Raw genomic sequence first — 22,755 nt, 5'->3', positions numbered from 1 at the left:
AACAGGCTGCTAGCAGCGCGCGGGGCCGTTCCACAACCGTTCCGCGTCGGTGGCGGGTCGGCTCAGCCGCCCGCGGCGGCGCGGTCGCGGTCCAGCGCCTCGATCAGCCACTCACGGAAACGCCGGATCTTGACCACTTTGGCGCGCGCCTCCGGGTAGACCAGCCAATAAGCCTCTCCCATCGACGAGAGCTGCGCGAAGGGTCGCACCAGCCGGCCGGCGACCAGGTCGTTGTGCCAGAAGAAGGGCGTCAGCATCGCCACCCCCTGTCCTGCGATCGCGGCGTGTCCCTCGTGCGCCTGCGAGTCGAGTCGCATGCCGGTCCGCCGCGCCTCCACCACGTCGAGCCCGGCCTCGCGCAGCCACTGCGCCCACCACGGGTCCTGCGCGCTGATCAGCGGCAGCTGGAGCAGGTCGACCGGGTCGAGCCGCCCGCCCTGCTCGGCGAGGAAGCCCGGCGAGCACATCGGCGTGAAGTCGAGCGGCAGCAGTTCGTGCTGCGCCAGCCCCGGCCAGCCGCCCGGACCGGAGCGGATCGCGACGTCCACCTCGTCGGCGGCGAAGTCGGCGAGCGCGTTGCTGGTCCACAGCCGCACTGCGGTCGACGGATGCGCGAGGTGGAAGCCGCCGAGCCGCCACGCCAGCCACGTGTTGGCGAAGGTGTTGGTGACCGAGACGGTCAGCACCGCCTCGTCCTCGGCGCGCAGCCCGGCGAAGGCGGCGTCGATCGAGTCGAACGCCGCGGCGAGCTGCGCCCCGGCGCGACGCCCCGCGTCGGTGAGCGTCACGCGGCGGCGCTCGCGGCGGAACAAGGGCACGCCGAGCCGCTGCTCGAGCAGCCGGATCTGGTAGCTCACCGCGGCCTGGGTCATCCCCAGCTCGCCCGCGGCGATCGTGAAATTCTCGTGGCGCGCGGCGGCCTCGAACACGCGGACGGCGGCGAGCGGCGGGAGCTGGCGCATGTTTGTAGCATAAGCGTCACTTATCAACTCGGGCCAGCTCTTTGTTGGCCTGCTGCGACCGCGAAGCGTATCGGAGAGCCTCCAGCGATGGAGAACGGTCATGAACATGGATTTCGAGAGCGAAGCCTTTGCCCGTCATCACGATACGCTGTCGGGCGGTGTCCACACCTTCGTCGAATCACTGCTCGCGGGAATCGCCGCACTGCAGCGCCGACGCTTCGCCGCGCCCTGGCGCACGCCGCCCCGGCACGCGCGCTGAGCGATCACCGCCGCGTTTTCCGCGATAAGCGGAAGCGCGGCGGGATCGATCCGGCGGGGTCGTGCGCTACACGCGGGTGCGCCGGTGAGCCTCGCGCCGCCGCATCGCCACGCCATGCACGGGAGCCGCTGTTTGCCACGCTACGGGATGATCGACGGGCTGCGCGGTTTCTTCCTCGTCTTCATGCTGATCAACCATCTCGTCTTCCAGGGCGAGCTGTGGTTGCAGCGCGTGAACCATAATCAGTTCGCCTATGTCGAGGACGCGCAGGGCTTCGTCTTCCTGTCCGGGCTGATGATCGGGCTGGTGTACGGCCGCAAGATGCTCAAGCTCGGCGCGCCAACGGCGAGCCGGCTGGTCTGGGCGCGCGCCTTCGAGCTGTATCGCTATGCCATGGGGATCGTGATCGCGGTGCTGCTCGCGCGGCTGGTGCTGCCCGACGCGGCGCGGCTGTGGGGCAATTGGCTCGGCCATACCAGCCTCACCGGTGAGCCGCTGCGGCTGTTCGCGATCGCCACCTTCGTGTTCCAGCCCACGGTGATGGACATCCTGCCGCAATATGTCCTCTACATGCTGGTGGCGCCGCCGATCCTGAAACTGTGCCTCGACGGGCGGGTCGCGCTGGTGGCGACCGTCTCGGGATTGCTGTGGCTCGCCGGGCAGCTCGGCTTCCAGCACGCGCTGACCGATCCGCTCGGGCGCTGGTTCACCGCCTCGGACGGTCAGGGGCTGCGCGCCGGCTTCAACCTGCTCGGCTGGCAGATCGTGTTCTTCTCCGGGATGATCGCGGGCGCGCTGACCGCCTCGGGGCGGATCGAGTGGCACCGGCTGTTCCGCCCCGAGGCCAGCGGCGTCGCCAAGATCGCGCTGGCGGTGTGCCTGTTCTTCCTGCCGATCCGGCTGCTCACCGCGCGCGGCATCCTGTCCGACGTGGTGATCAAGCGGATCGAGCTGCTCGAGGTGCGCGCCGATTTCAGCCTCGTCTACCTCGTCAATTTCGCCGCGGTGGCGGTGGGGCTGGCGTGGCTGATGATCGCCGGCCCGCAGCACGCGCGCGCCTCGGTGCGGCAGGTCGCCGGCGTGGTGCGCGGGCTGTTCTCGGTGCCGTTCCTGCGGCTGCTCGGGCGCCACTCGCTCTACGTCTATGTGTGGCACGTCGCGATCGTCTACGGCGTCTATTACGTCGACCAGCGCTACGGCCCCTTCCCGGTCTGGGCGCGCACGCTCTGCGCGGTGGCGGGAGTGGCGCTGCTCACCCTGCCCGCGCTGTGGCGCGAGCGCGGCAAGCGTCCGACCCCCGCGCCGAGTGGCACCCCGAGCGAGGCCTCGTCGTGACCCGCGCGGCGCTTGCCGCCGCGCTGCTGCTCGCGTCATGCTCGCCGCCGATGACCGCTTCGATCGCACCGCACCGAATGCTCACCTGGGCCGACCTGACCGCCCGCCCGCGCCCGTCGCCCGACCGCACGCTCTCTTACGGCGACGACGCGATGCAGAAGGTGGACGTGTGGTTGCCGAGCGGCGGCGCGCCGCCGTATCGCACCGTGCTGATGGTCCATGGCGGCTGCTGGCAGACCGGGATCGCCGATCGCCGCCTGATGGACTGGGTCGCCGACGACCTGCGCCGCGCGGGCTATGCGGTGTGGAACATCGACTATCGCGGCGTCGACCGCGCCGGCGGCGGCTATCCCGGCACCTTCACCGACGCCGCCGCGGCGACCGACCTGTTGCGTGCCGAAGGACCGGCGCTCGGGCTCGACCTGCGTCGCATCGTCGCGCTCGGTCATTCCGCCGGCGGCCATCTCGCGCTGTGGCTGGCGGGGCGCACGCGCCTCCCCGCGGACAGCCCGCTGCGCCGCGCCGACCCGCTGCCGGTCGCGCATGTCATCAGCCTCGGCGGCCTGCCCGACCTGGAGGCGACCGCCGCCAGCCCCGACAATGGCTGCGGCACCGAGGTGGTCGCGCGGCTGGTCGGCGGCGGCCGCGCCGACCCCTATGCGGACACGTCGGTGCCGCGGCTGCTGCCGCTCGGCGTGGCGCAGGACCTCGTCAACGGGCGCGAGGACCGCATCATCCCCTATCGCCTCGCCACCGACTATGTCGCGCGCGCCGAGGCGGCGGGGGATCGAGTCACGCTCCACACCGTACCGGCGACGGGGCATGTCGAGCTGGTCGCGCCCGACACCCCCGCCTGGGCCGAGACCAAGCGGCTGCTGGCACGCGCCTTCGCCCGCTAAGGCGATTTGCAGCCACCCCGCCCTTCCCCTATAGGCCGCATGATTCCCGCCCCGGCCGCGCGACCTGCTCCGCCGGGGCGCTCCTTTTCCGAGGGTGAGCGATGGCACGGCGGCGGCAGATCTACGAGGGCAAGGCGAAGATCCTCTACGAGGGTCCCGAGCCCGGCACGCTGATCCAATATTTCAAGGACGACGCCACCGCCTTCAACGCCCAGAAGAAGGGCACGATCAACGGCAAGGGCGTGCTCAACAACCGCATCAGCGAACATATCTTCACGCTGCTCGATCATATCGGCGTGCCGACCCACTTCATCCGCCGCCTCAACATGCGCGAGCAGCTGATCCGCCAGGTCGAGATCGTCCCGATCGAAGTGGTGGTGCGCAACGTCGCCGCGGGTTCGCTGTCGAAGCGGCTCGGCATCGAAGAGGGCGTCAAGCTGCCGCGCACCATCCTCGAATATTATTACAAGGACGACGCGCTCGGCGATCCGATGATCTCGGACGAGCATATCGCCGCCTTCGGCTGGGCCAGCCAGGACGAGATGCACGACATCGCCGATCTGGCGATCCGCGTGAACGATTTCCTCAGCGGCCTGTTCGCCGGCGTCGGCATCCGGCTGGTCGACTTCAAGCTGGAGTTCGGCCGCATCTGGGACAATGACTATAGCCGCATCATCCTGGCAGACGAGATCAGCCCCGACGGCTGCCGGCTGTGGGACATGGAGTCGAACGAGAAGCTCGACAAGGATCGCTTCCGCCGCGACCTGGGCGGCGAGGTCGAGGCCTATCAGGAGGTCGCGCGCCGGCTCGGCCTGTTCCCCGAGGGCGGCGAGACCGCGGTGCTCGACATGGAGAGCCATCGCAAGCGCCGCGGCAAGTGATCGCGTCCGCGCCTTGGCTGAGGCCGGCGGCGCGGCGCGTTATCGCGCCTCCGCCGCCGTGGGAGGTTGCCCCGCGCGGCGCGGCGCGGCATAGCGCGCGACCATGAGACTGCGCATCCATGTCACGCTCAAGCCCGGCGTGCTCGACCCCCAGGGCAAGGCGATCGAGCACGCGCTCGCGGGGCTCGGCTTCCAGGGCGTCGCCGGCGCGCGCGTCGGCAAGCTGATCGAGCTCGACGTCGCCGAGGGCACGTCCGACGCGGATGTCGACTCGATGTGCCGCCAGCTGCTCGCCAACACCGTGATCGAGAATTACCGGATCGAGCGCGCGTGAAGACCGCGGTCATCGTCTTCCCGGGCTCGAACTGCGATCGCGACATCGCGGTCGCGCTCGAGCGGGTGACCGGGCGCGCGCCGGCGATGGTGTGGCATCGCGACGCCGAGCTTCCCGAGGGCATCGGGCTCGTCGCGGTGCCGGGCGGCTTCTCCTACGGCGATTATCTGCGCTCGGGCGCGATGGCGGCGCGCTCGCCGATCATGCGCGCGGTGGCGAGCGGCGCCGAGCGCGGCCTGCCCGTATTGGGCGTGTGCAACGGCTTCCAGGTGCTCACCGAGGCGGGGCTGCTGCCGGGCGCGCTGATGCGCAACGCCGGGCTCAATTTCGTCTGCCGCGACGTGACGCTGGCGGTCGACAACGCGCAGAGCGCCTTCACCAGCCGCTATGCCGCGGGCGAGCGCGTCGTCTTCCCGGTGGCGCACCACGACGGCAATTACGTCGCGGACGCGGAGACGCTCGACCGGCTCGAGGGCGAGGGCCGGGTCGCCTTCCGCTACGCCGAGCCGGTCAACGGCAGCGCGCGCGACATCGCGGGCGTGCTCAGCGCGCAGGGGAACGTGCTCGGCCTGATGCCGCACCCGGAGCGCCGGGTCGAACCGGCGCATGGCGGCGACGACGGCCGGCGGCTGTTCGAGGGGCTGCTGGAGACGGTGGGCGCCTGAGGCGCTCGCGTTCCGCTCGTCGCCAGCCCCGTCATCCCGGGTTAGCCCCGGGATCCATCGTGCCGCGCACGCCGCAATCGTTGCTCTCGCGGTACCATGGATCCCGGGTCAAGCCCGGGATGACGGAGGCTCGCGATGTACCCGGCGCGCGCCGTCCAAGGTACGATCCGCCACGTTTGAACCACGGGCGTGCTCCTGCGCACGCGCGACCTTTGCGTACGTCGCAGAACGCTCCCCCTCTTCCGTCATCCCGGACGTGTTCCGGGATCCACTCCACCGCGAAAGCAACGCCCCATTCGTTCGCGGCACGGTGGATCCCGGAACACGTCCGGGATGACGCGAGGGCTTTGCAAAGGTCTCGCGAATGCAGGGGCCCAGTGCCACGAATGCCATCCTCGCGACCCTGGGCTCCGGCGTGCGCCGGAGCACGCGTCGGCGTCGAGAGATCAAACCCTACCCGTCACACCCGCGCGCGGAATGGCGTGAAATCCGTGTCGCGATCGTAGACGTCGACGCCCTCGACCCGCTTGAGCCAGCCGACCACCCAATAGGTCAGCGGCGTCAGCGCCGCCTCCCAGCCCGTCTTCAGCGCCCATTGCGTGAACAGCACCACCATCACCAGATGCGGCGTCCAGCCCGGCGCGCCGAGGAAGGCGAGCGGGTAGAAGATCAGGCTGTCCACCCCCTGCCCCGCGATCGTCGAGCCGATCGTGCGCATCCACAGATGGCGCCCCTCGGTCAGCACCTTCATCCGCGCGAGCACGTAGGAATTGACGAACTCGCCCGCCCAGAAGGCGCACATGCTGGCGAAGACGATCCGCGGCACCTGGCCGAACACCGCCTCATAGGCGGCCTGGTTGCCCCAGTCGGGCGCGGGCGGCAGCGCCACCACCACCCAGGCCATCGCCGCCATGAAGATCGTGGCCGCGAAGCCGACCCAGATCACGCGCCGCGCATGCGCATAGCCGTACACCTCGGTCAGCACGTCGCCGATGATATAGCTCACCGGGAAGAACAGGATGCCCGCACCGAACGGCCAGTCGCCGATCCCGGGCAGCGCCACGCGCGCGACCTTGCCCGCGCCGAGCACGTTGGACAGCAGCAGGATCGCGACGAACGCCGCCATCACCAGGTCGTAGTAGCGGAAATGCGCCGCGGCGACGCGCGCGGCATCGGTCGGCGGCGGGGTGCGCGAGGGCTCGGCCATGCGCGCGATCATGCCGGCCATTCCTTCCGGCTTCAATCCGCGCTAGGCGCGTCGGTGGGCGCCCGTAGCTCAGTTGGATAGAGCAAGGAGCTTCTACCTCCTTGGTCGGGGGTTCGAATCCCTCCGGGCGCGCCAATTTGCCCCTAATGCCGCATCACCGATCGCCGCCGCATGCCCGGCGGCAGGACTTAGAGCGGCTGGGCGTGCAGCGTCGGCGGCGTCCCTGGATCACGGCGAACGCGCCGCATGATCTTATGCCCCAGGGCGACGGAGGGCATCTCCACGGCATGGTAGCTGACCATCGCCAGCATCGGCGCATTGCCCAACATGAACACCGCGATAGCGATCACCCCCTCTGGCCAACCCAGAGGGTAGCCGATCGAGCGACGCGCATCAGATCATCGCGATGAAGGAGATGATGCAGATCCACGACAGGACGCAGAACCCCACGATGACGAGAAAGCGCGTCCGCACCGGATATTTCTCGATATCCGGCGGCTCGATCTCCGGGTCATAGACGCTTCGCCTCGCCTCGGCGCCGATCGCCAGGACCGGCGACTCCACCCCGACCTCGCGCAACAGGCTCTCCGGCACGTGGCTGATGAAGGCGCAGCCGTAACCCGACGGTGTCCGGCGCACCACCAGCGCCTCTACCCGGCCGAGTCCCGCGATCCCGAGCGTGATGATCTCGCCGACGTCCACCGTCTCGGCGGTGACGATATGGCAGCCCGAGCGCGACACCTGGTCGACGACGACGTCGATCGGCGCGCTCGCGCCGGAGCGGAGGGTGGAGCGAGCCTCGGTGTCGAACCGCTCCCCGGCGCGACGGGTGCGATACACCTTCGCTTCGACATACACGACACCTCTCCTATCGTTTTCGATAGGGCTGCGCTCATTGGCTTAACATAAAGCTAACGGGCTGGCGACAGCGGCGTGCGCTTCGCTCGCGCCGGCCCGTGGCGACGTGTCGACGCTTGCGGCGCGACCCGATCTGTGATCCCTGACCGGTCAGGACCATAACGGAAGGGAGCCTGAGATGACGACATGGCTCGTCGCTGTTCTGATGCTCACGGCGCTGCCCGACCCCTCGCTGGCGCAGGCCGACGGCGACGGCAGCAAGGCCGTCGCCGATCGCAGGATCTGTCGCCCGGTTCGCCACACGGGATCGCGCATGATGGGGCGCGACTGCCGCAGCCAGGCCGAGTGGGCGCGCGTTGATGCGGCGATGAAGGCCTCGCCGCACGAGGCGCTGCGCGACCGCCGCGGCGACATCGCCTTTCCCACCGCGAACCGGCGCTGACCGCGCGCGCACCAGCACGACGCGCTATACCGGACACGGCGCGGTGGGCCCGGCAGGACTCGAACCCGCAACCTAGCCGTTATGAGCGGCCAGCTCTAACCATTGAGCTACAGGCCCTCCGCTCCCGCCCCGTAGCGCCTGGCGCCGGTCGCTGGCAAGCCGGCTCAGGAGGTGCCGCTGGCCTGATCGGGCGTGTTGTCGTCGCCGTGCGGGCGCGCCGCCAGCGTGCTGGGCAGCGCCACCACCAGCCGCTCGGCCCCGAACTCGATCCGCCCGCCCAGCTCGCCCGCGAGATGGCGCGCCAGCCGCAGCGCGAAGCCGGCGCCGAGCAGCGGGGCGCCGACCTCGTCGATCACCGCCTCGTCGTCGAGCGCGAGCAGCGCGGCCTCGTCACGCCCGCGCAACGCGAGCGGATAGTCGATCGTCACCGCCGCGCGATCGCCGTCCGGCCGCACCGTGATCGCCAGCCGCTCGCCCGACGCCGCGCCCGACAGCAGCGTCGCGAGCAGGCGCTGCATCAGCCGCTCCGCCGCCATGGGATCGACCGCCCAGAAGGCGTCGGCGAGCGCCGGCAGCACCACAGCCGCCCCGCGCAGCGTGGCCAGCGGCGCGAGTTCCTCCACCAGCCGCGTCAGCAGCGGCGCGATCGCGACGGTGCCGGGGCGCAGCTCCAGCGCGCGTCCCTCGAGCCGCGCCGCCAGGTCGAGGTCGTCGATCGCCCCGATCAGCCCCGCGACATGCCGCCGGATCGCGGCGGCACGATCGCGATAGCTCGTCGGGACGGGGCCGAGCAATTCCTGCTCGATCAGCTCGGAGAAGCCCGCGATCGCGTTGGTCGGCGTGCGCAGCTCATGGACCAGCCGGCGCAGCCCCTCGGCGCCCGCGGCGCGGTCGGGCGAGACGACGCGCGCGGCATCCTCGTCCACGCGCGGGCGGCGCGCGCGGCCGCGGTAACCGACGAAGCTGCCGCTCGCGAGATCGAACATCGGCGCCCCCGAGATGCGCCAATCGCCTCCCACCGCGGACTCGCCGGGAACGCACAATCGCGCGTCGGCGAAGCTCGCCCGCTTGCGGAACGCCCCCGCGGCGATCCCGTCGACATGGTGGTGCGCGGACCCGAGCGCGGGGTCGTGACGCAGCGACAGCCCCACCAGCGCCCCGCGCGGCGCGGTATCGACCCAGCGGATCATGCCCGCCACGTCGGTCTCGAAGCGAAAGGCATGGACCGTCGCCGGCGGCGTGTCGGCGGCGTCGCGCGCGGCGCTGCGCTGGCGCTGATAGGCCTCGATCCGGGTCACCAGATCCGCGATCTCGAACCGCTCGCCCGCGCCGCCCGGAGCGCTCGACGGTGGCACGGGTGCCGTCGCGGTGTCGGCAGCTTGCTGCGGCGCGATCACGGGTTGGGGCAGCGCGAAATCGGTCGCGCCGAACGCGTCCAGCGCACGCTTGACCGAGGGCGCGAGATCATCGCGCCCGCGCAGCACGCTGCGACCGTGCGGCCCGAGCTGCGGGAGCAGCGTGTCCCAGTCCTCCGGTGCCAGCCGGGCGGCCCGCAGCATCGCGCTGGCGACCTCGGGCAGGTCCTCGGCGAAGAGCGCCACCAGCGGCACCGGCGGGTCGGCCAGCGCCAGCCCGCGCGCCGCGGCAGCGCGGACGTCCATCGGCACCGTCTCGCGCAGCGCGCGCAATCGCGCGAGCAAGGCCGGCTCGGCGGGCGCGCGCCCCCGTCCGATGAGATCGACCAGCTGTCGGAACGCCGCGCGTGCGCCGAACGCCGAGGAGACGTCGGCGGCGAGTACGGTCTTCAGGCTGTCGTCGAACCGCACCTGCGGATTACCCTCTGCTGTCGAGATCGGCGCGGGTGATCCGCGTCGCAGCAACACATAAAGGGCGGCCGAAACCGCGGCCAACGCTCATTGCGGCGCAAAAAAGCGACCTTGTCGCAGCTTGGCACAATTGCGCTGCCACGCAACTTTCCTGTAGCGGGGCGTTCCGAAGCTATCGCGAAACTGCGCGATCAGCAGCTAAGAGGCGTCATGACCCTGGACCGTATCGACCGGCAAATCCTCGCACTGCTGCAGGAGGACGGGCGCATGACCAACGTCGAGTTGGCGGAGCGCGTCGGGCTCACCGCGCCGCCGTGCCTGCGCCGGGTGCGTGCGCTCGAACAGGCGGGCGTGATCCGCGGCTATCACGCCGAATGCGACCCGTCGCAGCTGGGCTTCCCGATCACGGTGTTCGCGATGGTGAGCCTGCGCAGCCAGGCCGAGCAGGACCTCGCCGCGTTCGAGACTCACGTCGCCGCGATCCCCGAGGTGCGCGAGTGCCACATGCTCAACGGCGAGATCGACTTCATCCTCAAGATCGTCGCGGCCGACCTCGAGAGCTTTCAGCGGATCCTGACGACCAAGCTCACCTCCGCGCCCAACGTGGCGAGCGTCAAATCCTCGCTGACGATCCGCAGCTCGAAATCGCAGGTCGGCGTGCCGATCGGCTGATCCCTCCCCGCTGACGGGGAGGATCGGCCGCGCCCACCCGGGGCGCGGCCGTCACCTCACGCCTGCGGCGGGTGGTCGAGATAGTCGATCCACCAGGCGGCGACGTCGGAGCGCGGGCTCCCCTGCACCGCCTGGAACGCGGTCTTGGCCCCGGCGGTGTCGCCCGAATTGGCCAGCGCGATGCCCAGCCGCGTGTTCACGGTATTGGCGTCCACCCCGCCCTTCTGCAGCGCGGTACGGTACAGCGCGACCGACTTGGCGTAGTCGCCGGTGCCCAGATAGGCGTCGGCGGTGCTGGCAGCGAGCTTGCCGTCGGCGGCCTTCTGCGCGCGCGCCTCGACCGCGGTCATCGACCCCTCGTTCGAGATCGACTTGTTGGCCGCGGCGAGCAGGCTGGTGGCGTTGGCGCTGTCGGCCGGGATCTTGCCCGACGCCTTGCCCTCGGTCAGCACCGCCTTCGACTCCCACGGCAGGCCCTGGTCGAAGGTCCATTGCGCGTAGATCTCGTAATCATACTGATCGGCGAGCGCCTTGCCCGCGCGGAGCAGGCGATACAGATCGACCTTCTGGTTCTTGTCGAGCGTCGCCACCGATTGCGGCTGCAGCCCCCAGAAGACGACCATGTCGCGCCAGTTCTTGCGGGTCGGATAGGCCGCGAGATAGCGGCGGATCCACGCCACCGTCTCGGTGTTGTTCTTCGACTGGTTGTTCTTGGCGATGGCGTATTTGTAGATGTCCTCGCTCGGCTTGGTGCCGGCGGCGACCTGCTGGTCGACCATCTTGGCCAGCGCGGCCGAGCCGCCCGCGACGTCACCCGAATCCATCTTCAGCTTGACCAGCTGGAGCGGCAGGTTCGGGTCGTTGTAGCCGAACTGCTGCGCCTGCTCGAAGAAGCGGGTCGCGCCGGCGGCGTCCTTGGCGTTGGCCGCGATCACGCCGCGCTGATAGGCATAGCGCGCCTTGTCCGCCTGCGGGGTGCGCGGGCTGGCGATCAGCGCGTCGAGCGGCGCCGACAGGCCGGCCGAACCGCCGCCGCTGTCCATCTTGATCGCCTCGAGGTTCAGCCGCAGCGCCGCCGCGATATATTTCTCGTCGTCGCTCTTGGCCGCGGCCTCGACCTGCGCCACCAGCGGCGTGGCGGTGTTGACGTCCTTGGCGGCGAGCGCGGTCTGCGCCTGCGCCGCGGGGCCGCGGACCTCGTTGCTGAGCTTCAGCTGCGCGCCCTGGTCCTTCTTCTCGTCTTTCTTCTGCGCGAGCGCGGGCTGCGCGAGCGCGACGGTGGCGCCCCCGGCGAGCAGCGCGGCCATGACGGCGTTCGAAAGCATCTTCATCGACATGTCTCTCCAGAAAAAACGCGCCAGAAAATCGCGCCGGGATGAAATCCAAGGCGAAACGCTCGGCTGCCGCTCTAGTGCCGGTCACGCGGCGGTTCAAGGAAGCGACGGTGACATTGCGTGTCGCCGCTGAACCGCGATTGAACGCGCGGAGGGCGCGGCGTAGGGCGGCGCGATGATCGCCGTGCTGTCGCCAGCCAAGACGCTGGACCTCGAGACCCCGCCGCCCTTCCCCGCCACCCCCGCGCGCTTCGCCGCCGAGGCCGCGACGCTGGCCCACGCCGCCGCGCACCTGACGCAGAAGAAGCTGGCCGAGCTGATGAAGATCTCGCCCGCTCTGGCCAAGCTCAACGCCGACCGCTTCCGCGACTTCGACGCCGCCGAGGAGCGTCCCGCGCTCTACACCTTCGCGGGCGACGTCTATGCCGGGTTCGAGGCCAGGACGCTCGACGAGGCGGCGGTACGGTTCGCGCAGGACCATGTCCGCCTGCTGTCGGGGCTGTACGGCATCCTGCGCCCGCTCGACGGCATCCGGCCGTATCGGCTCGAGATGGGCACGCGCTGGGCGCCGCGGAAGAAGAAGCTGACCGACTGGTGGGACGATCGCGTCGCGACCGCCCTCGCCGAGGATCTCGCGGCGGAGGGGTCGGGCGTGGTGCTCAACCTCGCCAGCCAGGAATATTGGGAGGTGGTCGCCGCCCGGTTGCCCACCGACGTGCGCGTCATCGCCGTCGACTTCCGCGAGGCCGACGGGCGCTTCGTCAGCTTCCACGCCAAGAAAGCACGCGGGATGATGGCGCGCTATCTGGTCGAGCATCACGTCACCGCGGTGGACGGCATGAAGGCGTTCGACACCGCCGGCTATCGCTTCGCGCCCGACCGGAGCGACGACGCGCGCTGGACCTTCGAGCGCGCGGCATGACCGGCGCGGTGGTGATCGGCGCGGGCGGCGGCATCGGCGCCGCGCTCGCCGAGGCGCTGGAGGAGGAGGGTCAGGCGGTGCTGCGGCTCGCGCGTGGCGACCTCGACGTCACCGACGAGGCGAGCATCGCCGCCGCGGCGGCGCGCGCGGGCACGCCCGAGCTGGTGGTGGTCGCGACCGGCCTGCTCCACGACGCCGAGCACGGGCCGGAGAAGGCGCTGCGCGACCTCGACCCGGCCTGGCTGGCGCGGCAATATGCGGTCAACGCGATCGGGCCGGCGCTCGTCGCCAAGCATTTCCTGCCGATCATGCCGCGCACCGGGCGATCGGTGTTCGCGGCGCTGTCGGCGCGCATCGGCAGCATTTCCGACAACCGGCTCGGCGGCTGGTACGGCTATCGCGCGAGCAAGGCGGCGCTCAACCAGCTGATCCGCACGCTCGCGATCGAGGACAAGCGCCGCAACGACCGCGGGCTGGTGGTGGCGCTGCACCCGGGCACGGTCGACACGCGGCTGTCCCGACCCTTCCAGCAGCGCGGGCGCGACCTGTTCCAGCCCGGCCGCGCCGCGGTGCAGCTGCTCGACGTGCTCGACGGTCTGCGCCCGACCGACAGCGGCAAGATCTTCGCCTGGGACGGCGCGGAGATCGCGCCTTGAGATTCGTGCCCCGGCGAAGGCCGGGGCCTAGTTGGGCGACGATGGTGAGTCTCGCGAACGTCATCCCACCTGGGCCCCGGCCTTCGCCGGGGCACGGGCCCCGCATCGGGTAACGCCCCTCACGCGCACGCGCGCGCATGCGTGACTTTGTGGCCGCGCCGTCCTACACCCCGCCCAGCAACGATTCCGCAAAAGAAAGAAGCATCTTGGCCGACGACACCGTCCTCGCCGATCCGTCTGACATCGCCCCCATCTCCATCGTCGAGGAGATGAAGACCAGCTACCTCGATTACGCCATGAGCGTGATCGTCGCGCGCGCGCTGCCCGACGTGCGCGATGGCCTCAAGCCGGTCCACCGCCGCATCCTCTTCTCCGCGAGTGAGAGCGGGTTCCTCTACAACCGGCCGTACCGCAAGTCCGCGCGCATCGTCGGTGACGTGATCGGTAAATATCACCCGCACGGCGACACCGCGATCTACGACGCCTTGGCGCGCATGACGCAGGATTGGTCGATGCGGCTGCCGCTGATCGACGGTCAGGGCAATTTCGGCTCGATGGACCCCGATCCGCCCGCGGCGATGCGCTATACCGAGGCGCGGCTCGCCAAGGCGGCCAATTACCTGCTCGACGACCTCGACAAGGACACGGTCGACTTCCAGCCCAATTACGACGCGAGCGAGCGCGAGCCGCAGGTCCTGCCCGCGCGCTTCCCCAACCTGCTCGTCAACGGCGCCGGCGGCATAGCGGTCGGCATGGCCACGAACATCCCGCCGCACAATCTCGGCGAGGTGATCGACGCCTGTCTCGCCTATCTCGACAACGGCGCGATCACGACCGAGGAGCTGATGGAGATCGTCCCCGGTCCGGACTTCCCGACCGGCGCGATCATCCTCGGCCGCGCCGGCGCGCGGTCGGCCTATGAGACCGGGCGCGGCTCCATCATCGTGCGCTCGCGCCACACGATCGAGACCGGGCGCGGCGATCGCACCTCGATCGTGCTGACCGAGATCCCGTTCCAGCAGGGCAAGAACGCGCTGGTCGAGAAGATCGCCGACGCCGCCAAGGAGAAGCGCGTCGAGGGCGTCAGCGACATCCGCGACGAATCGAACCGCGAGGGCGTGCGGATCGTCATCGATCTCAAGCGCGACGCCACGCCCGAGGTGGTGCTCAACCAGCTGTGGCGCCACACGCCGGCGCAGGGCTCCTTCCCGGCCAACATGCTCGCGATCCGCGGCGGCCGGCCCGAGCTGCTCAACCTGCGCGATATCATCGCCGCCTTCGTCAGCTTCCGCGAGCAGGTGATCACGCGGCGCGCCAAGTTCGAGCTCAACAAGGCACGCGAGCGCGCGCACATCTTGCTCGGCCTGGTCATCGCGGTGACCAACCTCGACGAGGTGGTGCGGATCATCCGCGGCTCGTCGAGCCCGGCCGAGGCGCGCGCCGCTCTGCTCGCGCGCGACTGGCCGATCGCCGAGATCGCGCCCTATCTGCGCCTGGTCGAGGCGCTCGAGCGCGACGTCGCGGGCGACACTTATCGCCTGAGCGAGGTGCAGGTCCGCGCCATCCTCGATCTGCGGCTCCACCGCCTCACCGCGCTGGGCCGCGACGAGATCGGCGACGAGCTCAAGACGTTGGCCGATTCGATCACGGAGCTGCTCGCGATCCTGTCCGACCGCGTGAAGCTGTACGCCGTGATGCGCGAGGAATTCCGCGACGTGCGCGAGCAGTTCGCGACGCCGCGGCGCACCGAGATCGCCGCCGCGGCGGACGGGATCGACGACGAGGACCTGATCGAGCGCGAGGAGATGGTCGTCACCGTCACCATGGCGGGCTACATCAAGCGCACTCCGCTCGACGCCTTCCGCGCCCAGGCGCGCGGCGGCAAGGGCCGCAGCGCGATGGCGACCAAGGACGAGGACGTCGTTACCAAGCTGTTCGTCACCTCGACCCACACGCCGGTGCTGTTCTTCTCCACGCTCGGCCGCGTCTATCGCCTGAAGGTGTGGAAGCTGCCCGAGGGCGGTCCCGCCACGCGCGGCCGGCCGATGATCAACCTGCTCCCGCTCGAGCAGGGCGAGACGATCTCCACCGTGCTGCCGCTGCCCGAGGACGAGGCGGAATGGGGCAAGCTCCACGTCATGTTCGCCACCGCCAAGGGATCGGTGCGGCGCAACAGCATGGACGCCTTCACCAACGTGCCGTCGAACGGCAAGATCGCGATGAAGTTCGAGGGCGACGATGCCGACGACCGGCTGATCGGCGTGGCCCTGCTCGACGAGGGCGACGACGTGCTGCTCGCGACCAAGTGCGGCAAGGCGATCCGCTTCGCCGCCGACGAGGTGCGCGAGTTCCAGAGCCGCAACTCGACCGGCGTGCGCGGCATCGCGCTCAAGGGCGACGACCAGGTGATCTCGCTCTCGGTGCTGCACCGCGCCGGTATCCGCGATCAGGAGGAGCGTGAGGATTATCTCCGCCATGCGCCGTGGAAGCCCGAGGATGCCGAGCGCGCCCCGCGGGTGATGGACCCAATCCGCTTCGAGGAGCTTCGCGCCAAGGAACAGTTCGTGCTGACGGTCTGCGCCAACGGCTATGGCAAGCTGAGCTCGGCCTACGAATATCGTCGCACCGGGCGCGGCGGCCAGGGCATCACCAACATCGACAATATCGCGCGCAACGGCGCGGTGGTGGCGAGCTTCGCGGCGAGCAAGGCCGAGCAGCTGATGCTGGTGACCGATCAGGCCAAGATGATCCGCATGCCGCTCGCCTCCCTGCGCGTGATCGGGCGCGGCTCGGCCGGCGTGCGGCTGTTCAACGTCGCGGCGGACGAGCATGTCGTCTCGGCGGCGCGGATCGACGAGGAGCCCGAGCCCGAGGACGCCGCCGAGGCCGCGGTCGCCGCCGAGCTCGACGAGGCGGCGCCGGTCGCGGCGAGCGATCAGCTGACGCTCGACGACGGCACCGGCCCGGACACGCTGGGCGAGCAGGTCGACGAGAGAGACGACGACGGAGAGCAGGCGTGATGGCGGACGAGCGGCCGATGCTGGCCTATAAGGTGCTGACCGGCGAGCAGCTCGCCGCGCTGGAGCGCGACGGGCGGTTCGACGGCGCGCCGGTCGATCTGGCCGACGGCTATGTCCACCTCTCGACCGCGGCGCAGCTCACCGCGACGGTGGACAAGCATTTCGCCGGGCAGGACGATCTCCACGTCGCCGCGGTCGATCTCGAGGCCTATGCCGATCGCGTGCGCTGGGAGGCGGCACGCGAGGGCCAGCTCTTCCCGCACCTCTACGAGCCGCTGCTGCTCGAGACCGTGGTCGCCTATGGACCGCTGGAGCGGGGCGACGACGGCACGGTCCGGCTGCCGATCGCGGGCTGAGCGCGCCATCGACGATGGTCGCAATTCCGCTGGCGGTTTCCGCGACTTAAGGTGACGCCGCCGGTTCGCGCGCGAGAGTCGCGGGCGGCGTGATCGAGGTCGCCGCCATGCCGTTCGCCCGCTTGCTCTTCCCCGCCGCCGTCGCGCTCGTGGCGCTGCCGGCGACCGCGCAGCGGCCCGAGCGCGGCGCCTCGGCCTTCGCCACCGCCCCCGTCGACGCGCGCGCGGTCACCGTGCGCGGCAGCGGCGACGGCCGCGCCGACGACACCGCCGCGATCCAGCAGGCGATCGACGCCGCCGCCGACAAGGGCGGCGGCGGGATCGTCTTCCTGCCGCACGGCCGCTATCGCATCACGCGCACGCTGTTCCTCTGGCCCGGGGTGCGGCTGTTCGGCGTCGGCGCCACCCGCCCGATCATCGTACTCGGCGCGCGCACGCCCGGCTTCCAGCGCGGCATCGCGCACATGATCGTCTTCGCGGGCGCGCGCCGCTCGGGCCAGGGTGGGCGCAACGAGGGGGGCCGCGCCGGCGCCCCGCCGCGCCGCGTCGCTTTCCCCGTCGCTGGCAGCGTCCCCTTCGATCCCCGCATCGCCGATGCCAATCCGGGGACCTTCTATTCCGCGATCAGCAACGTCGACGTCGCGGTCGGCGCGGGCAATCCCGCGACCGCCGCGATCCGGTTTCACGCCGCGCAGCACGCTTATGTCAGTCGCATGGACTTCGATCTCGGCCCCGCGCTGACGGGATTGTACCAGGTCGGCAATCTCGGGCGCGACCTGCGCTTCCGCGGCGGGCGGTACGGCATCCTCGCCGAGAAGCCCTCACCGGCCTGGCCCTTCACGCTGCTCGATTCCACCTTCACCGGCCAGCGCGATGCCGCGATCCGCGAGCATGAGGCGGGGCTGACGCTCGTCAACGTCGCCTTTCGCGACACGCCCGTGGGGGTGGAGATCGACCGCGGCTATGGCGACTGGCTGTACGGGAAGGACGTGCGGTTCGAGCGCGTCGCGCGCGCCGGCGTGATCGTCTCCAACGAGAACAATGCCTATACGCAGGTGACGTTCGACGATGCGCTGGCAAGCGCCACGCCCGTGTTCGCGCGCTTCCGCGACAGCGGCGCGGTCCGGCGCGGCGCCGGCAAGGCTTATCGGGTGACGCAGTTCAGCCACGGGCTCGCGGTCGACGGTTATGGCGCGATGGGCGTGAAGCGCACCGCGATGACCGCCGCCCCGCTCGCCGCGCTGCCGCCGCGACGCGCCGACGCGATCCGGGCGCTCCCGGCGACGGGCGAGTGGTTCAACGCGCGCGACGCCGGCGCCAAGGGCGACGATCGGAGCGACGACACCGAGGCGCTACGCCGCGCGATCGCGACCCACCGCATCGTCTACCTTCCCGCCGGACGCTATATCGTCAGCGACACGCTCCGGCTTCGCCCCGACAGCGTGCTGGTGGCGCTCCACCCCGATCTCACCCAGATCATCCTGCGCGAGCGCACCCCCGCCTATCAGGGGGTCGGCGCGCCGCGTCCGTTGCTCGCGAGCGCCGACGGCGGCGCGGCGATCGTCAGCGGTGTCGGGCTGTTCACCGGGGGGATCAACCCGCGCGCCACCGCGCTGCTATGGACCGCGGGCGCCGACTCGCTGGTCGACGACGTCAAGTTCCAGGGCGGCCACGGCACCGGCCTCGCCGACGGCACCCGCTTCATCCCCTATAACGCCAACGCCACCGGCGACGCCGATCCCGCCAAGCGCTGGGACGCGCAATATCCGAGCCTGTGGGTCACGCGCGGCGGCGGGGGCACGTTCAACAACATCTGGACGCCCAACACCTATGCGCAAGCCGGGCTGTACGTGTCCGACACGTCCACGCCGGGCCGGGTGTACCAGATGTCGGCCGAGCATCACGGCCGCGTCGAGATCGCGCTCAACCGCGTCGCCAACTGGGAGCTGATCGCGCCGCAGACCGAGGAGGAAGGCGGCGAGAGCCGCGACGCGGTCGCGCTCGAGATCCGCGACTCGCACGATGTGCTCGTCGCCAACCTGCACGCCTATCGCGTCACCCGCACCGCCAATCCGCTGCCCGCCGCGGTGACGCTCTACAACGCGCGCGACATCCGCTTCCGCAACGTCCACGTCAATGCCGAGAGCGGGCTGGGCACCTGCGACGAGAATGGCTGCGCGACCTTCCTGCGCGCGAACAAATTCCCTTATGAGAACGCGATCGTCGACATGGCGCGCGGTGGGCAGGTGCGCGAGCGCGAGTTCGCCGCGTTCGACGTCGCCGCGGGCGCCACGACGCCGGCCACCCCCGCCGCCGCACCGTCGCGGGTCGAGAAGCTGGCGGGCGGTTTCGACGCGGCAGGCGGCGGTGCGGTCACCCCCGACGGTACGCTGTACTTCGTCGATCGGCTGCAACAGCGCATCTATCGCTGGTCCGATCGCGACGGGCTCGGGATCGAGCGCGACACCACGCTCGATCCGGTCAACCTCGCCGCCGACGCCGCGGGCAACCTGCTCGTCCTCTCCGCGGCGGGACGCGACGGCACGGTCTACAGCTTTCGCCCGGGCACGAGCGAGCTCGAGCTGAACCCGATCGCCGCCACCCCGATCGCCGCGCGCCCCGAGGCGCGGCTAGCGCTGCCGGGCAATTGGTGGAGCAACGGCGAGTTCCGCGACCAATATGATCCCGCGACCGACCGCTTCACCACGCTGGCGGAGTTGTTCGCGCGCGACGTCGCCACCCCCGCGACGCGCGAATATGTCTCGCCCGACGGCACGCTGGCGCTCCCCGCGATGCGGACCTTCCAGCAGGGACCGCCCGACTTCCGCGCGCGCCGCTTCTCGCACGCGCTCGATACCTACGGCTTCGTGCAGGCGCGGGTCGGCGAGCGCGTCGTGGTCAGCAATGCCTCCGAGGCGCGGACCTACAGCGCGCGGGTCGGCGAAGGCGGCGCGCTCGGCGACCTGCGCCTCGTCGCGGAGCGTGGCGGCGAGAGCGTCGCCACCGCCGCCGACGGGCGCGTCTATATCGCCAACGGCCAGATCTTCGTCCACGAGGCCGACGGGCGCGCGGTCGGCCGGATCGACGTGCCCGAGCGCCCGCTCCAGCTGCTGCTCGCGCGCGACGGCCGCACCCTGTTCGTGCTGACCCACCATTCGCTGTACCGCGTGACGTTGTAGCGCCCCGCCGGAGCGTCTCGACAGCGCGGCGGTGGCACGGCAGGGCGTCGGAACATGGTTCCCCGTCTCCTCCGCGTCGGCGCGATCGCACTCGCGACGATCCCGCTGCTCGCCGCGCGGGCGCCCGCCCCGCTGCTGCTCCGCGAGTTCGTCGACGTCGCGCCTTCCTACCCGCAGGCGCACGCCTCGACGATCGTCCAGCTCGCCGACGGCACCATCGCCGCGGCCTGGTTCGGCGGCAGCGGCGAGGGTCGCCCCGACGTGCGCATCTGGTTCGCGCGCCGCGGCGCGACGGGCTGGGAACGTGCGCGCGCGGTCGCGGCGGACGCGCGCTTCCCGACGTGGAACCCCGTGCTGTTCCAGCCGCGTCGGGGCGCGCTGCGGCTGTTCTACAAGGCCGGCCCCAACCCGCGCGACTGGTGGGGGATGGTAATCGAGTCGCGTGACGGCGGGCGCCATTGGGGCGCACCGCGCCGCCTGCCCCCCGGGCGGCTCGGCCCGATCAAGAACAAGCCGATCGTCGCCGACGACGGTGCCTGGCTCGCGCCCTCCAGCCGCGAGGTCGGCAGCGCCGAACGCAATCGCTGGTATGCGGTGATCGAGCGATCGACCGACCGGGGGCGGACATGGCGCGCGCTGGACGAGATCGCCTCGCCCGCGGGACTAGAGGCGATCCAGCCGAGCCTGTTGCGGCTGCGCGACGGGCGGCTGATGACGGTGGCACGCACGCGTCAGGGCGTGCTGGCCGCGAGCTGGTCGCGCGACCAGGGGCGGCATTGGTCGGCGCTGCGCGCGCTCGACCTGCCCAACCCCAACGCGGGGACCGACGCGGTCACGCTCGCCGACGGGCGTCAGCTGCTGGTCTACAACGACAGCACCAACCGGCCGGGGCAGGACAATGGCCCGCGCTGGCCGCTCGCGGTGGCGCTGTCCGACGACGGGCTGCATTGGCGCAAGGTGTTGACGCTGGAGCGGGATCCGCTCCCCGACGGCTATGCCTATCCCGCGGTGATCCAGGCGCGCGACGGCATCGTCCACGTCACCTACACCTATGACCGCCGGCGCATCCGCCACGTCGCGCTCGATCCGCGGCGGCTGCGCTGAGTTCGCCTCAGGCCGCGATCATCTGGCGCGCGCGCAGCGTCGCCGCCTGGGTGTCGCCCGCCAGCTTCTTCACCTCGGCCGCCACCACTGCGAAGCCCCGCCCGGCCTCGCCCGCGCGCGCCGCCTCGATCGAGGCGTTGAGCGCCAGCAGGTTGGTCTGCGCCGCGATCCCCGCGATCGCGTCGACCACGCCGCCGAGCTGCTCGACCAGCGCCTCCATCTTGCCGCGGTCCGCCTCGGCCTCGCCGCGATAGCGCAGGCTCTCGCGCAGCCGCAGCTCGACCTCGTCGGCGAGGTTGACCTCGGCGGTGACGTCGCTGGCGAACTTGACGATCCGCTCCACCGTGCCGCTCTCGTCGGTGATCGGCGTGTAGACCGCGCGCAGCCATTTGGTCCGCCCGTCGCGCGCGACCCGCTGGAATAACCCGCTCTGATGCTTGCCCTCCGCCAGCGCGCGCCACATGCCGAGATAATCGGCGGAGGCGGCGAAGTCGGCGGTACACAGCAGCCGGTGGTGACGCCCGGCGACCTCGTGCGCGGCATAGCCCATCGCGTGGAGGAAACGGTCGTTCACCCAGGTGATCGTGCCGTCGGGAGCGAATTCGATCACCAGCTGCGATCGCTTGATCGCGTCCCACAAGGGTCCGTCGCGCACGCCTATATCCCTGATTATCTGGGATATGGCGCTAGACCCATGAGGTTAACCGAACGCTAAGCACGTCACCCCGGCTCGTGGATCGGGCAGCGATTGGCGCCTTCGCGAAAACCCGCGGAATGGCGATAGGTGTCACGCCGCGCGCGGTTGATGTTGCCGAGCGGGCGATGCGCGGCCAGACCGGTCCACACGCTGAAGCGACGATGCTCGTTCACCTCTTCGACGCGGACGGGATCCCAGCTGTCCTGCGCGTGCGTGCGGATCACCCCGACGCGCACGAAGGGCGCCTCCTGCTCGTCCCACTCCACGGTCGGATCCTCGATCGGCTGGCGCGCCTCGTCGCGCGCGAGCTGGACGCGGAACTCCCATTCACCCTCGGTCGCGCGCAGGTCGTCGCGGACGACATGGCGGATCGCGTCGCGGTCACCCTTGGTCTCGACGATCGCGCCGGTGCGCGCCAGCAGCCCGGGCGCGACCGGCGCGAGGCTGAACTTGGCGACATGGTCGCCGTAGCGGAACGGGACAACGCTGTAATAGGTCTCGCCGACCGGATCGACATTGGGCGCGCCGCCGAGCGACTGGAGCGCGGCGCTCTCGACCCCGATCGCGCCGAGCGCGCCGCTGATCCCGCGCAGCAGCGCGGACAGCGCCTTCTTGCCGCCCTCCGCGACGTCGGTCGTGCGCGCCAGCAGCTTGAGATTGCCGAGGAAGGTGGCGGCGTCCTTGGCCTGGAAGACCTTGCCGTTGACCAGCACGAAATCCTGCGTGCGACCTTCCGCGTCGGGCAGCCGTTCGCCGTCCACGTCATGCACCTTGATCGCCAGCCCACGCGGCACCGAGATGGCGTCGTCCAGAATGTCGCCGGGGTTGGTCGAGAAGCGCATGACGACGCGGTGCGTGCCGGGCGTGGCGAACAACCCCTGCGCCAGCTCGGCGGGCAGGTCGAAGTCGATCGTCAGCCTTCCCTCGACGATGCCATGTGCCTTGGCATGGACCGCGCGGACCGCATGGCCGTAATCCTCGTGCGTCGTCTCCAGGATCGTGTCGAACGTGCGGTTGAGCTGTGCGATCGTCTCCGCCTCGTCGGGCTTCAGCTGCTCGAGCTCGGGACGATAGCGGACGGGGGCGGCGGTCATGCTCGGCTCTCCTGGGGGATAGTGTACCAACCCAGGTTAACGGCGCGCGTTCC

Annotated in this window: 22 protein-coding genes and 2 tRNA genes; 15 read left to right on the top strand and 9 right to left on the bottom strand. The window is 70.6% G+C overall.

Annotation, left to right across the window (positions count from 1 at the left end; genetic code table 11):
- Window positions 1–62 precede the first annotated feature (62 nt).
- Window positions 63–962, bottom strand: coding sequence for a transcriptional regulator GcvA (gene gcvA / locus EV292_RS01480; protein WP_132907419.1), 900 nt, complete (start codon window positions 960–962; stop codon window positions 63–65).
- A 100-nt stretch (window positions 963–1,062) separates the two neighbouring features.
- Between gcvA and EV292_RS22465 the strand changes: the two genes are divergently transcribed.
- The 6 genes from EV292_RS22465 to purQ all read left to right on the top strand — a co-directional run bounded on the left by EV292_RS22465 (window position 1,063) and on the right by purQ (window position 5,335).
- Window positions 1,063–1,221 carry a hypothetical protein gene (locus tag EV292_RS22465; RefSeq protein ID WP_165926990.1) on the top strand — a complete coding sequence of 53 codons (159 nt, stop codon included), beginning with the start codon at window positions 1,063–1,065 and terminating at the stop codon, window positions 1,219–1,221.
- Between the two features lie 132 nt (window positions 1,222–1,353).
- Window positions 1,354–2,556, top strand: a complete 1,203-nt coding sequence (opgC, locus tag EV292_RS01475; protein WP_132907418.1) for an OpgC domain-containing protein — start codon at window positions 1,354–1,356, stop codon at window positions 2,554–2,556.
- A complete protein-coding gene (locus EV292_RS01470; protein WP_243693547.1) occupies window positions 2,553–3,455 on the top strand; it encodes an alpha/beta hydrolase in 903 nt (300 codons plus the stop codon). The genes opgC and EV292_RS01470 overlap by 4 nt, the downstream gene beginning before the upstream one ends.
- A gap of 101 nt (window positions 3,456–3,556) precedes the next feature.
- The gene (gene purC, locus EV292_RS01465) at window positions 3,557–4,336 is read left to right on the top strand and encodes a phosphoribosylaminoimidazolesuccinocarboxamide synthase (RefSeq protein WP_132907417.1); all 780 of its coding nucleotides are present in this window, start codon (window positions 3,557–3,559) and stop codon (window positions 4,334–4,336) included.
- A gap of 103 nt (window positions 4,337–4,439) precedes the next feature.
- A complete protein-coding gene (gene purS / locus EV292_RS01460; RefSeq protein WP_132907416.1) occupies window positions 4,440–4,670 on the top strand; it encodes a phosphoribosylformylglycinamidine synthase subunit PurS in 231 nt (76 codons plus the stop codon).
- Complete coding sequence (gene purQ, locus EV292_RS01455) at window positions 4,667–5,335, top strand: phosphoribosylformylglycinamidine synthase subunit PurQ (RefSeq protein ID WP_132907415.1); 669 nt, start codon at window positions 4,667–4,669, stop codon at window positions 5,333–5,335. The genes purS and purQ overlap by 4 nt, the downstream gene beginning before the upstream one ends.
- 460 nt (window positions 5,336–5,795) lie before the next feature.
- On the opposite strand, the gene EV292_RS01450 is transcribed toward purQ, so the two are convergent.
- Window positions 5,796–6,542, bottom strand: coding sequence for a queuosine precursor transporter (locus EV292_RS01450; RefSeq protein WP_132908118.1), 747 nt, complete (start codon window positions 6,540–6,542; stop codon window positions 5,796–5,798).
- 58 nt (window positions 6,543–6,600) lie between these two features.
- Between EV292_RS01450 and EV292_RS01445 the strand changes: the two genes are divergently transcribed.
- Window positions 6,601–6,677 (top strand) — tRNA-Arg (locus tag EV292_RS01445).
- A 53-nt stretch (window positions 6,678–6,730) separates the two neighbouring features.
- Here the strand turns inward: EV292_RS01445 and EV292_RS22460 are convergent.
- Together EV292_RS22460 and EV292_RS01440 are read right to left on the bottom strand one after the other, a co-directional pair.
- Window positions 6,731–6,892 (bottom strand): hypothetical protein, encoded by a 162-nt coding sequence (locus EV292_RS22460; protein WP_165926989.1) that lies wholly within the window; start codon window positions 6,890–6,892, stop codon window positions 6,731–6,733.
- 43 nt (window positions 6,893–6,935) lie between these two features.
- A complete protein-coding gene (locus tag EV292_RS01440; protein WP_132907414.1) occupies window positions 6,936–7,400 on the bottom strand; it encodes a PilZ domain-containing protein in 465 nt (154 codons plus the stop codon).
- Between the two features lie 178 nt (window positions 7,401–7,578).
- Between EV292_RS01440 and EV292_RS01435 the strand changes: the two genes are divergently transcribed.
- Window positions 7,579–7,842 (top strand): hypothetical protein, encoded by a 264-nt coding sequence (locus EV292_RS01435; protein WP_132907413.1) that lies wholly within the window; start codon window positions 7,579–7,581, stop codon window positions 7,840–7,842.
- Between the two features lie 44 nt (window positions 7,843–7,886).
- On the opposite strand, the gene EV292_RS01430 is transcribed toward EV292_RS01435, so the two are convergent.
- Window positions 7,887–7,959: transfer RNA gene (locus tag EV292_RS01430), tRNA-Ile, on the bottom strand.
- Window positions 7,960–8,006: 47 nt separating this feature from the next.
- Complete coding sequence (locus EV292_RS01425; protein WP_132907412.1) at window positions 8,007–9,668, bottom strand: HAMP domain-containing sensor histidine kinase; 1,662 nt, start codon at window positions 9,666–9,668, stop codon at window positions 8,007–8,009.
- Between the two features lie 210 nt (window positions 9,669–9,878).
- Between EV292_RS01425 and EV292_RS01420 the strand changes: the two genes are divergently transcribed.
- Window positions 9,879–10,340 (top strand): Lrp/AsnC family transcriptional regulator, encoded by a 462-nt coding sequence (locus tag EV292_RS01420; RefSeq protein WP_132907411.1) that lies wholly within the window; start codon window positions 9,879–9,881, stop codon window positions 10,338–10,340.
- Window positions 10,341–10,396: 56 nt separating this feature from the next.
- Here the strand turns inward: EV292_RS01420 and EV292_RS01415 are convergent, their stop codons facing one another.
- On the bottom strand, window positions 10,397–11,671 hold the full coding sequence (locus EV292_RS01415) for a hypothetical protein (RefSeq protein WP_132907410.1): 1,275 nt from the start codon (window positions 11,669–11,671) through the stop codon (window positions 10,397–10,399).
- Window positions 11,672–11,849: 178 nt separating this feature from the next.
- Between EV292_RS01415 and yaaA the strand changes: the two genes are divergently transcribed.
- The 6 genes from yaaA to EV292_RS01385 all read left to right on the top strand — a co-directional run bounded on the left by yaaA (window position 11,850) and on the right by EV292_RS01385 (window position 20,911).
- Window positions 11,850–12,596: a peroxide stress protein YaaA gene (yaaA, locus tag EV292_RS01410; RefSeq protein ID WP_132907409.1), complete on the top strand. Its 747-nt coding sequence runs from the start codon at window positions 11,850–11,852 to the stop codon at window positions 12,594–12,596.
- Window positions 12,593–13,252, top strand: a complete 660-nt coding sequence (locus EV292_RS01405) for an SDR family oxidoreductase (protein ID WP_132907408.1) — start codon at window positions 12,593–12,595, stop codon at window positions 13,250–13,252. Before yaaA ends, EV292_RS01405 begins: the two co-directional genes overlap by 4 nt.
- A gap of 206 nt (window positions 13,253–13,458) precedes the next feature.
- A complete protein-coding gene (gene gyrA / locus EV292_RS01400; protein ID WP_132907407.1) occupies window positions 13,459–16,272 on the top strand; it encodes a DNA gyrase subunit A in 2,814 nt (937 codons plus the stop codon).
- Window positions 16,272–16,628 carry a DUF952 domain-containing protein gene (locus EV292_RS01395; protein WP_132907406.1) on the top strand — a complete coding sequence of 119 codons (357 nt, stop codon included), beginning with the start codon at window positions 16,272–16,274 and terminating at the stop codon, window positions 16,626–16,628. The genes gyrA and EV292_RS01395 overlap by 1 nt, the downstream gene beginning before the upstream one ends.
- 89 nt (window positions 16,629–16,717) lie before the next feature.
- Window positions 16,718–19,807, top strand: a complete 3,090-nt coding sequence (locus tag EV292_RS01390; protein WP_243693546.1) for a glycosyl hydrolase family 28-related protein — start codon at window positions 16,718–16,720, stop codon at window positions 19,805–19,807.
- 54 nt (window positions 19,808–19,861) lie between these two features.
- Complete coding sequence (locus EV292_RS01385; RefSeq protein WP_132907405.1) at window positions 19,862–20,911, top strand: sialidase family protein; 1,050 nt, start codon at window positions 19,862–19,864, stop codon at window positions 20,909–20,911.
- Between the two features lie 7 nt (window positions 20,912–20,918).
- Here EV292_RS01385 and EV292_RS23305 read toward each other — a convergent pair whose 3' ends face one another.
- Both EV292_RS23305 and EV292_RS01375 read right to left on the bottom strand, forming a co-directional pair.
- Window positions 20,919–21,566 carry a methyl-accepting chemotaxis protein gene (locus tag EV292_RS23305; protein ID WP_279432388.1) on the bottom strand — a complete coding sequence of 216 codons (648 nt, stop codon included), beginning with the start codon at window positions 21,564–21,566 and terminating at the stop codon, window positions 20,919–20,921.
- Window positions 21,567–21,631: 65 nt separating this feature from the next.
- Entirely contained in the window at window positions 21,632–22,702 is a 1,071-nt protein-coding gene (locus tag EV292_RS01375) for a catalase family protein (RefSeq protein ID WP_132907404.1), read from the bottom strand.
- Between the last annotated feature and the right edge of the window lie 53 nt (window positions 22,703–22,755).

The organism is Sphingomonas sp. BK235, assembly GCF_004345855.1.
Lineage (GTDB): Bacteria > Pseudomonadota > Alphaproteobacteria > Sphingomonadales > Sphingomonadaceae > Sphingomonas.
Note: the sequence above shows the minus strand (reverse complement) of the source record. Positions and strands in the feature narration are given on the sequence as shown.

What these genes read in the sequence shown, in the direction of transcription:
- gcvA (WP_132907419.1), bottom strand. Translation starts at nt 962, where the DNA reads ATGCGCCAGCTCCCGCCGCTCGCCGCCGTCCGCGTGTTCGAGGCCGCC.
- EV292_RS22465 (WP_165926990.1), top strand. Translation starts at nt 1,063, where the DNA reads ATGAACATGGATTTCGAGAGCGAAGCCTTTGCCCGTCATCACGATACG.
- purC (WP_132907417.1), top strand. Translation starts at nt 3,557, where the DNA reads ATGGCACGGCGGCGGCAGATCTACGAGGGCAAGGCGAAGATCCTCTAC.
- purS (WP_132907416.1), top strand. Translation starts at nt 4,440, where the DNA reads ATGAGACTGCGCATCCATGTCACGCTCAAGCCCGGCGTGCTCGACCCC.
- EV292_RS01450 (WP_132908118.1), bottom strand. Translation starts at nt 6,542, where the DNA reads ATGGCCGAGCCCTCGCGCACCCCGCCGCCGACCGATGCCGCGCGCGTC.
- EV292_RS01435 (WP_132907413.1), top strand. Translation starts at nt 7,579, where the DNA reads ATGACGACATGGCTCGTCGCTGTTCTGATGCTCACGGCGCTGCCCGAC.
- EV292_RS01420 (WP_132907411.1), top strand. Translation starts at nt 9,879, where the DNA reads ATGACCCTGGACCGTATCGACCGGCAAATCCTCGCACTGCTGCAGGAG.
- EV292_RS01415 (WP_132907410.1), bottom strand. Translation starts at nt 11,671, where the DNA reads ATGAAGATGCTTTCGAACGCCGTCATGGCCGCGCTGCTCGCCGGGGGC.
- yaaA (WP_132907409.1), top strand. Translation starts at nt 11,850, where the DNA reads ATGATCGCCGTGCTGTCGCCAGCCAAGACGCTGGACCTCGAGACCCCG.
- EV292_RS01405 (WP_132907408.1), top strand. Translation starts at nt 12,593, where the DNA reads ATGACCGGCGCGGTGGTGATCGGCGCGGGCGGCGGCATCGGCGCCGCG.
- EV292_RS01395 (WP_132907406.1), top strand. Translation starts at nt 16,272, where the DNA reads ATGGCGGACGAGCGGCCGATGCTGGCCTATAAGGTGCTGACCGGCGAG.
- EV292_RS01385 (WP_132907405.1), top strand. Translation starts at nt 19,862, where the DNA reads ATGGTTCCCCGTCTCCTCCGCGTCGGCGCGATCGCACTCGCGACGATC.
- EV292_RS01375 (WP_132907404.1), bottom strand. Translation starts at nt 22,702, where the DNA reads ATGACCGCCGCCCCCGTCCGCTATCGTCCCGAGCTCGAGCAGCTGAAG.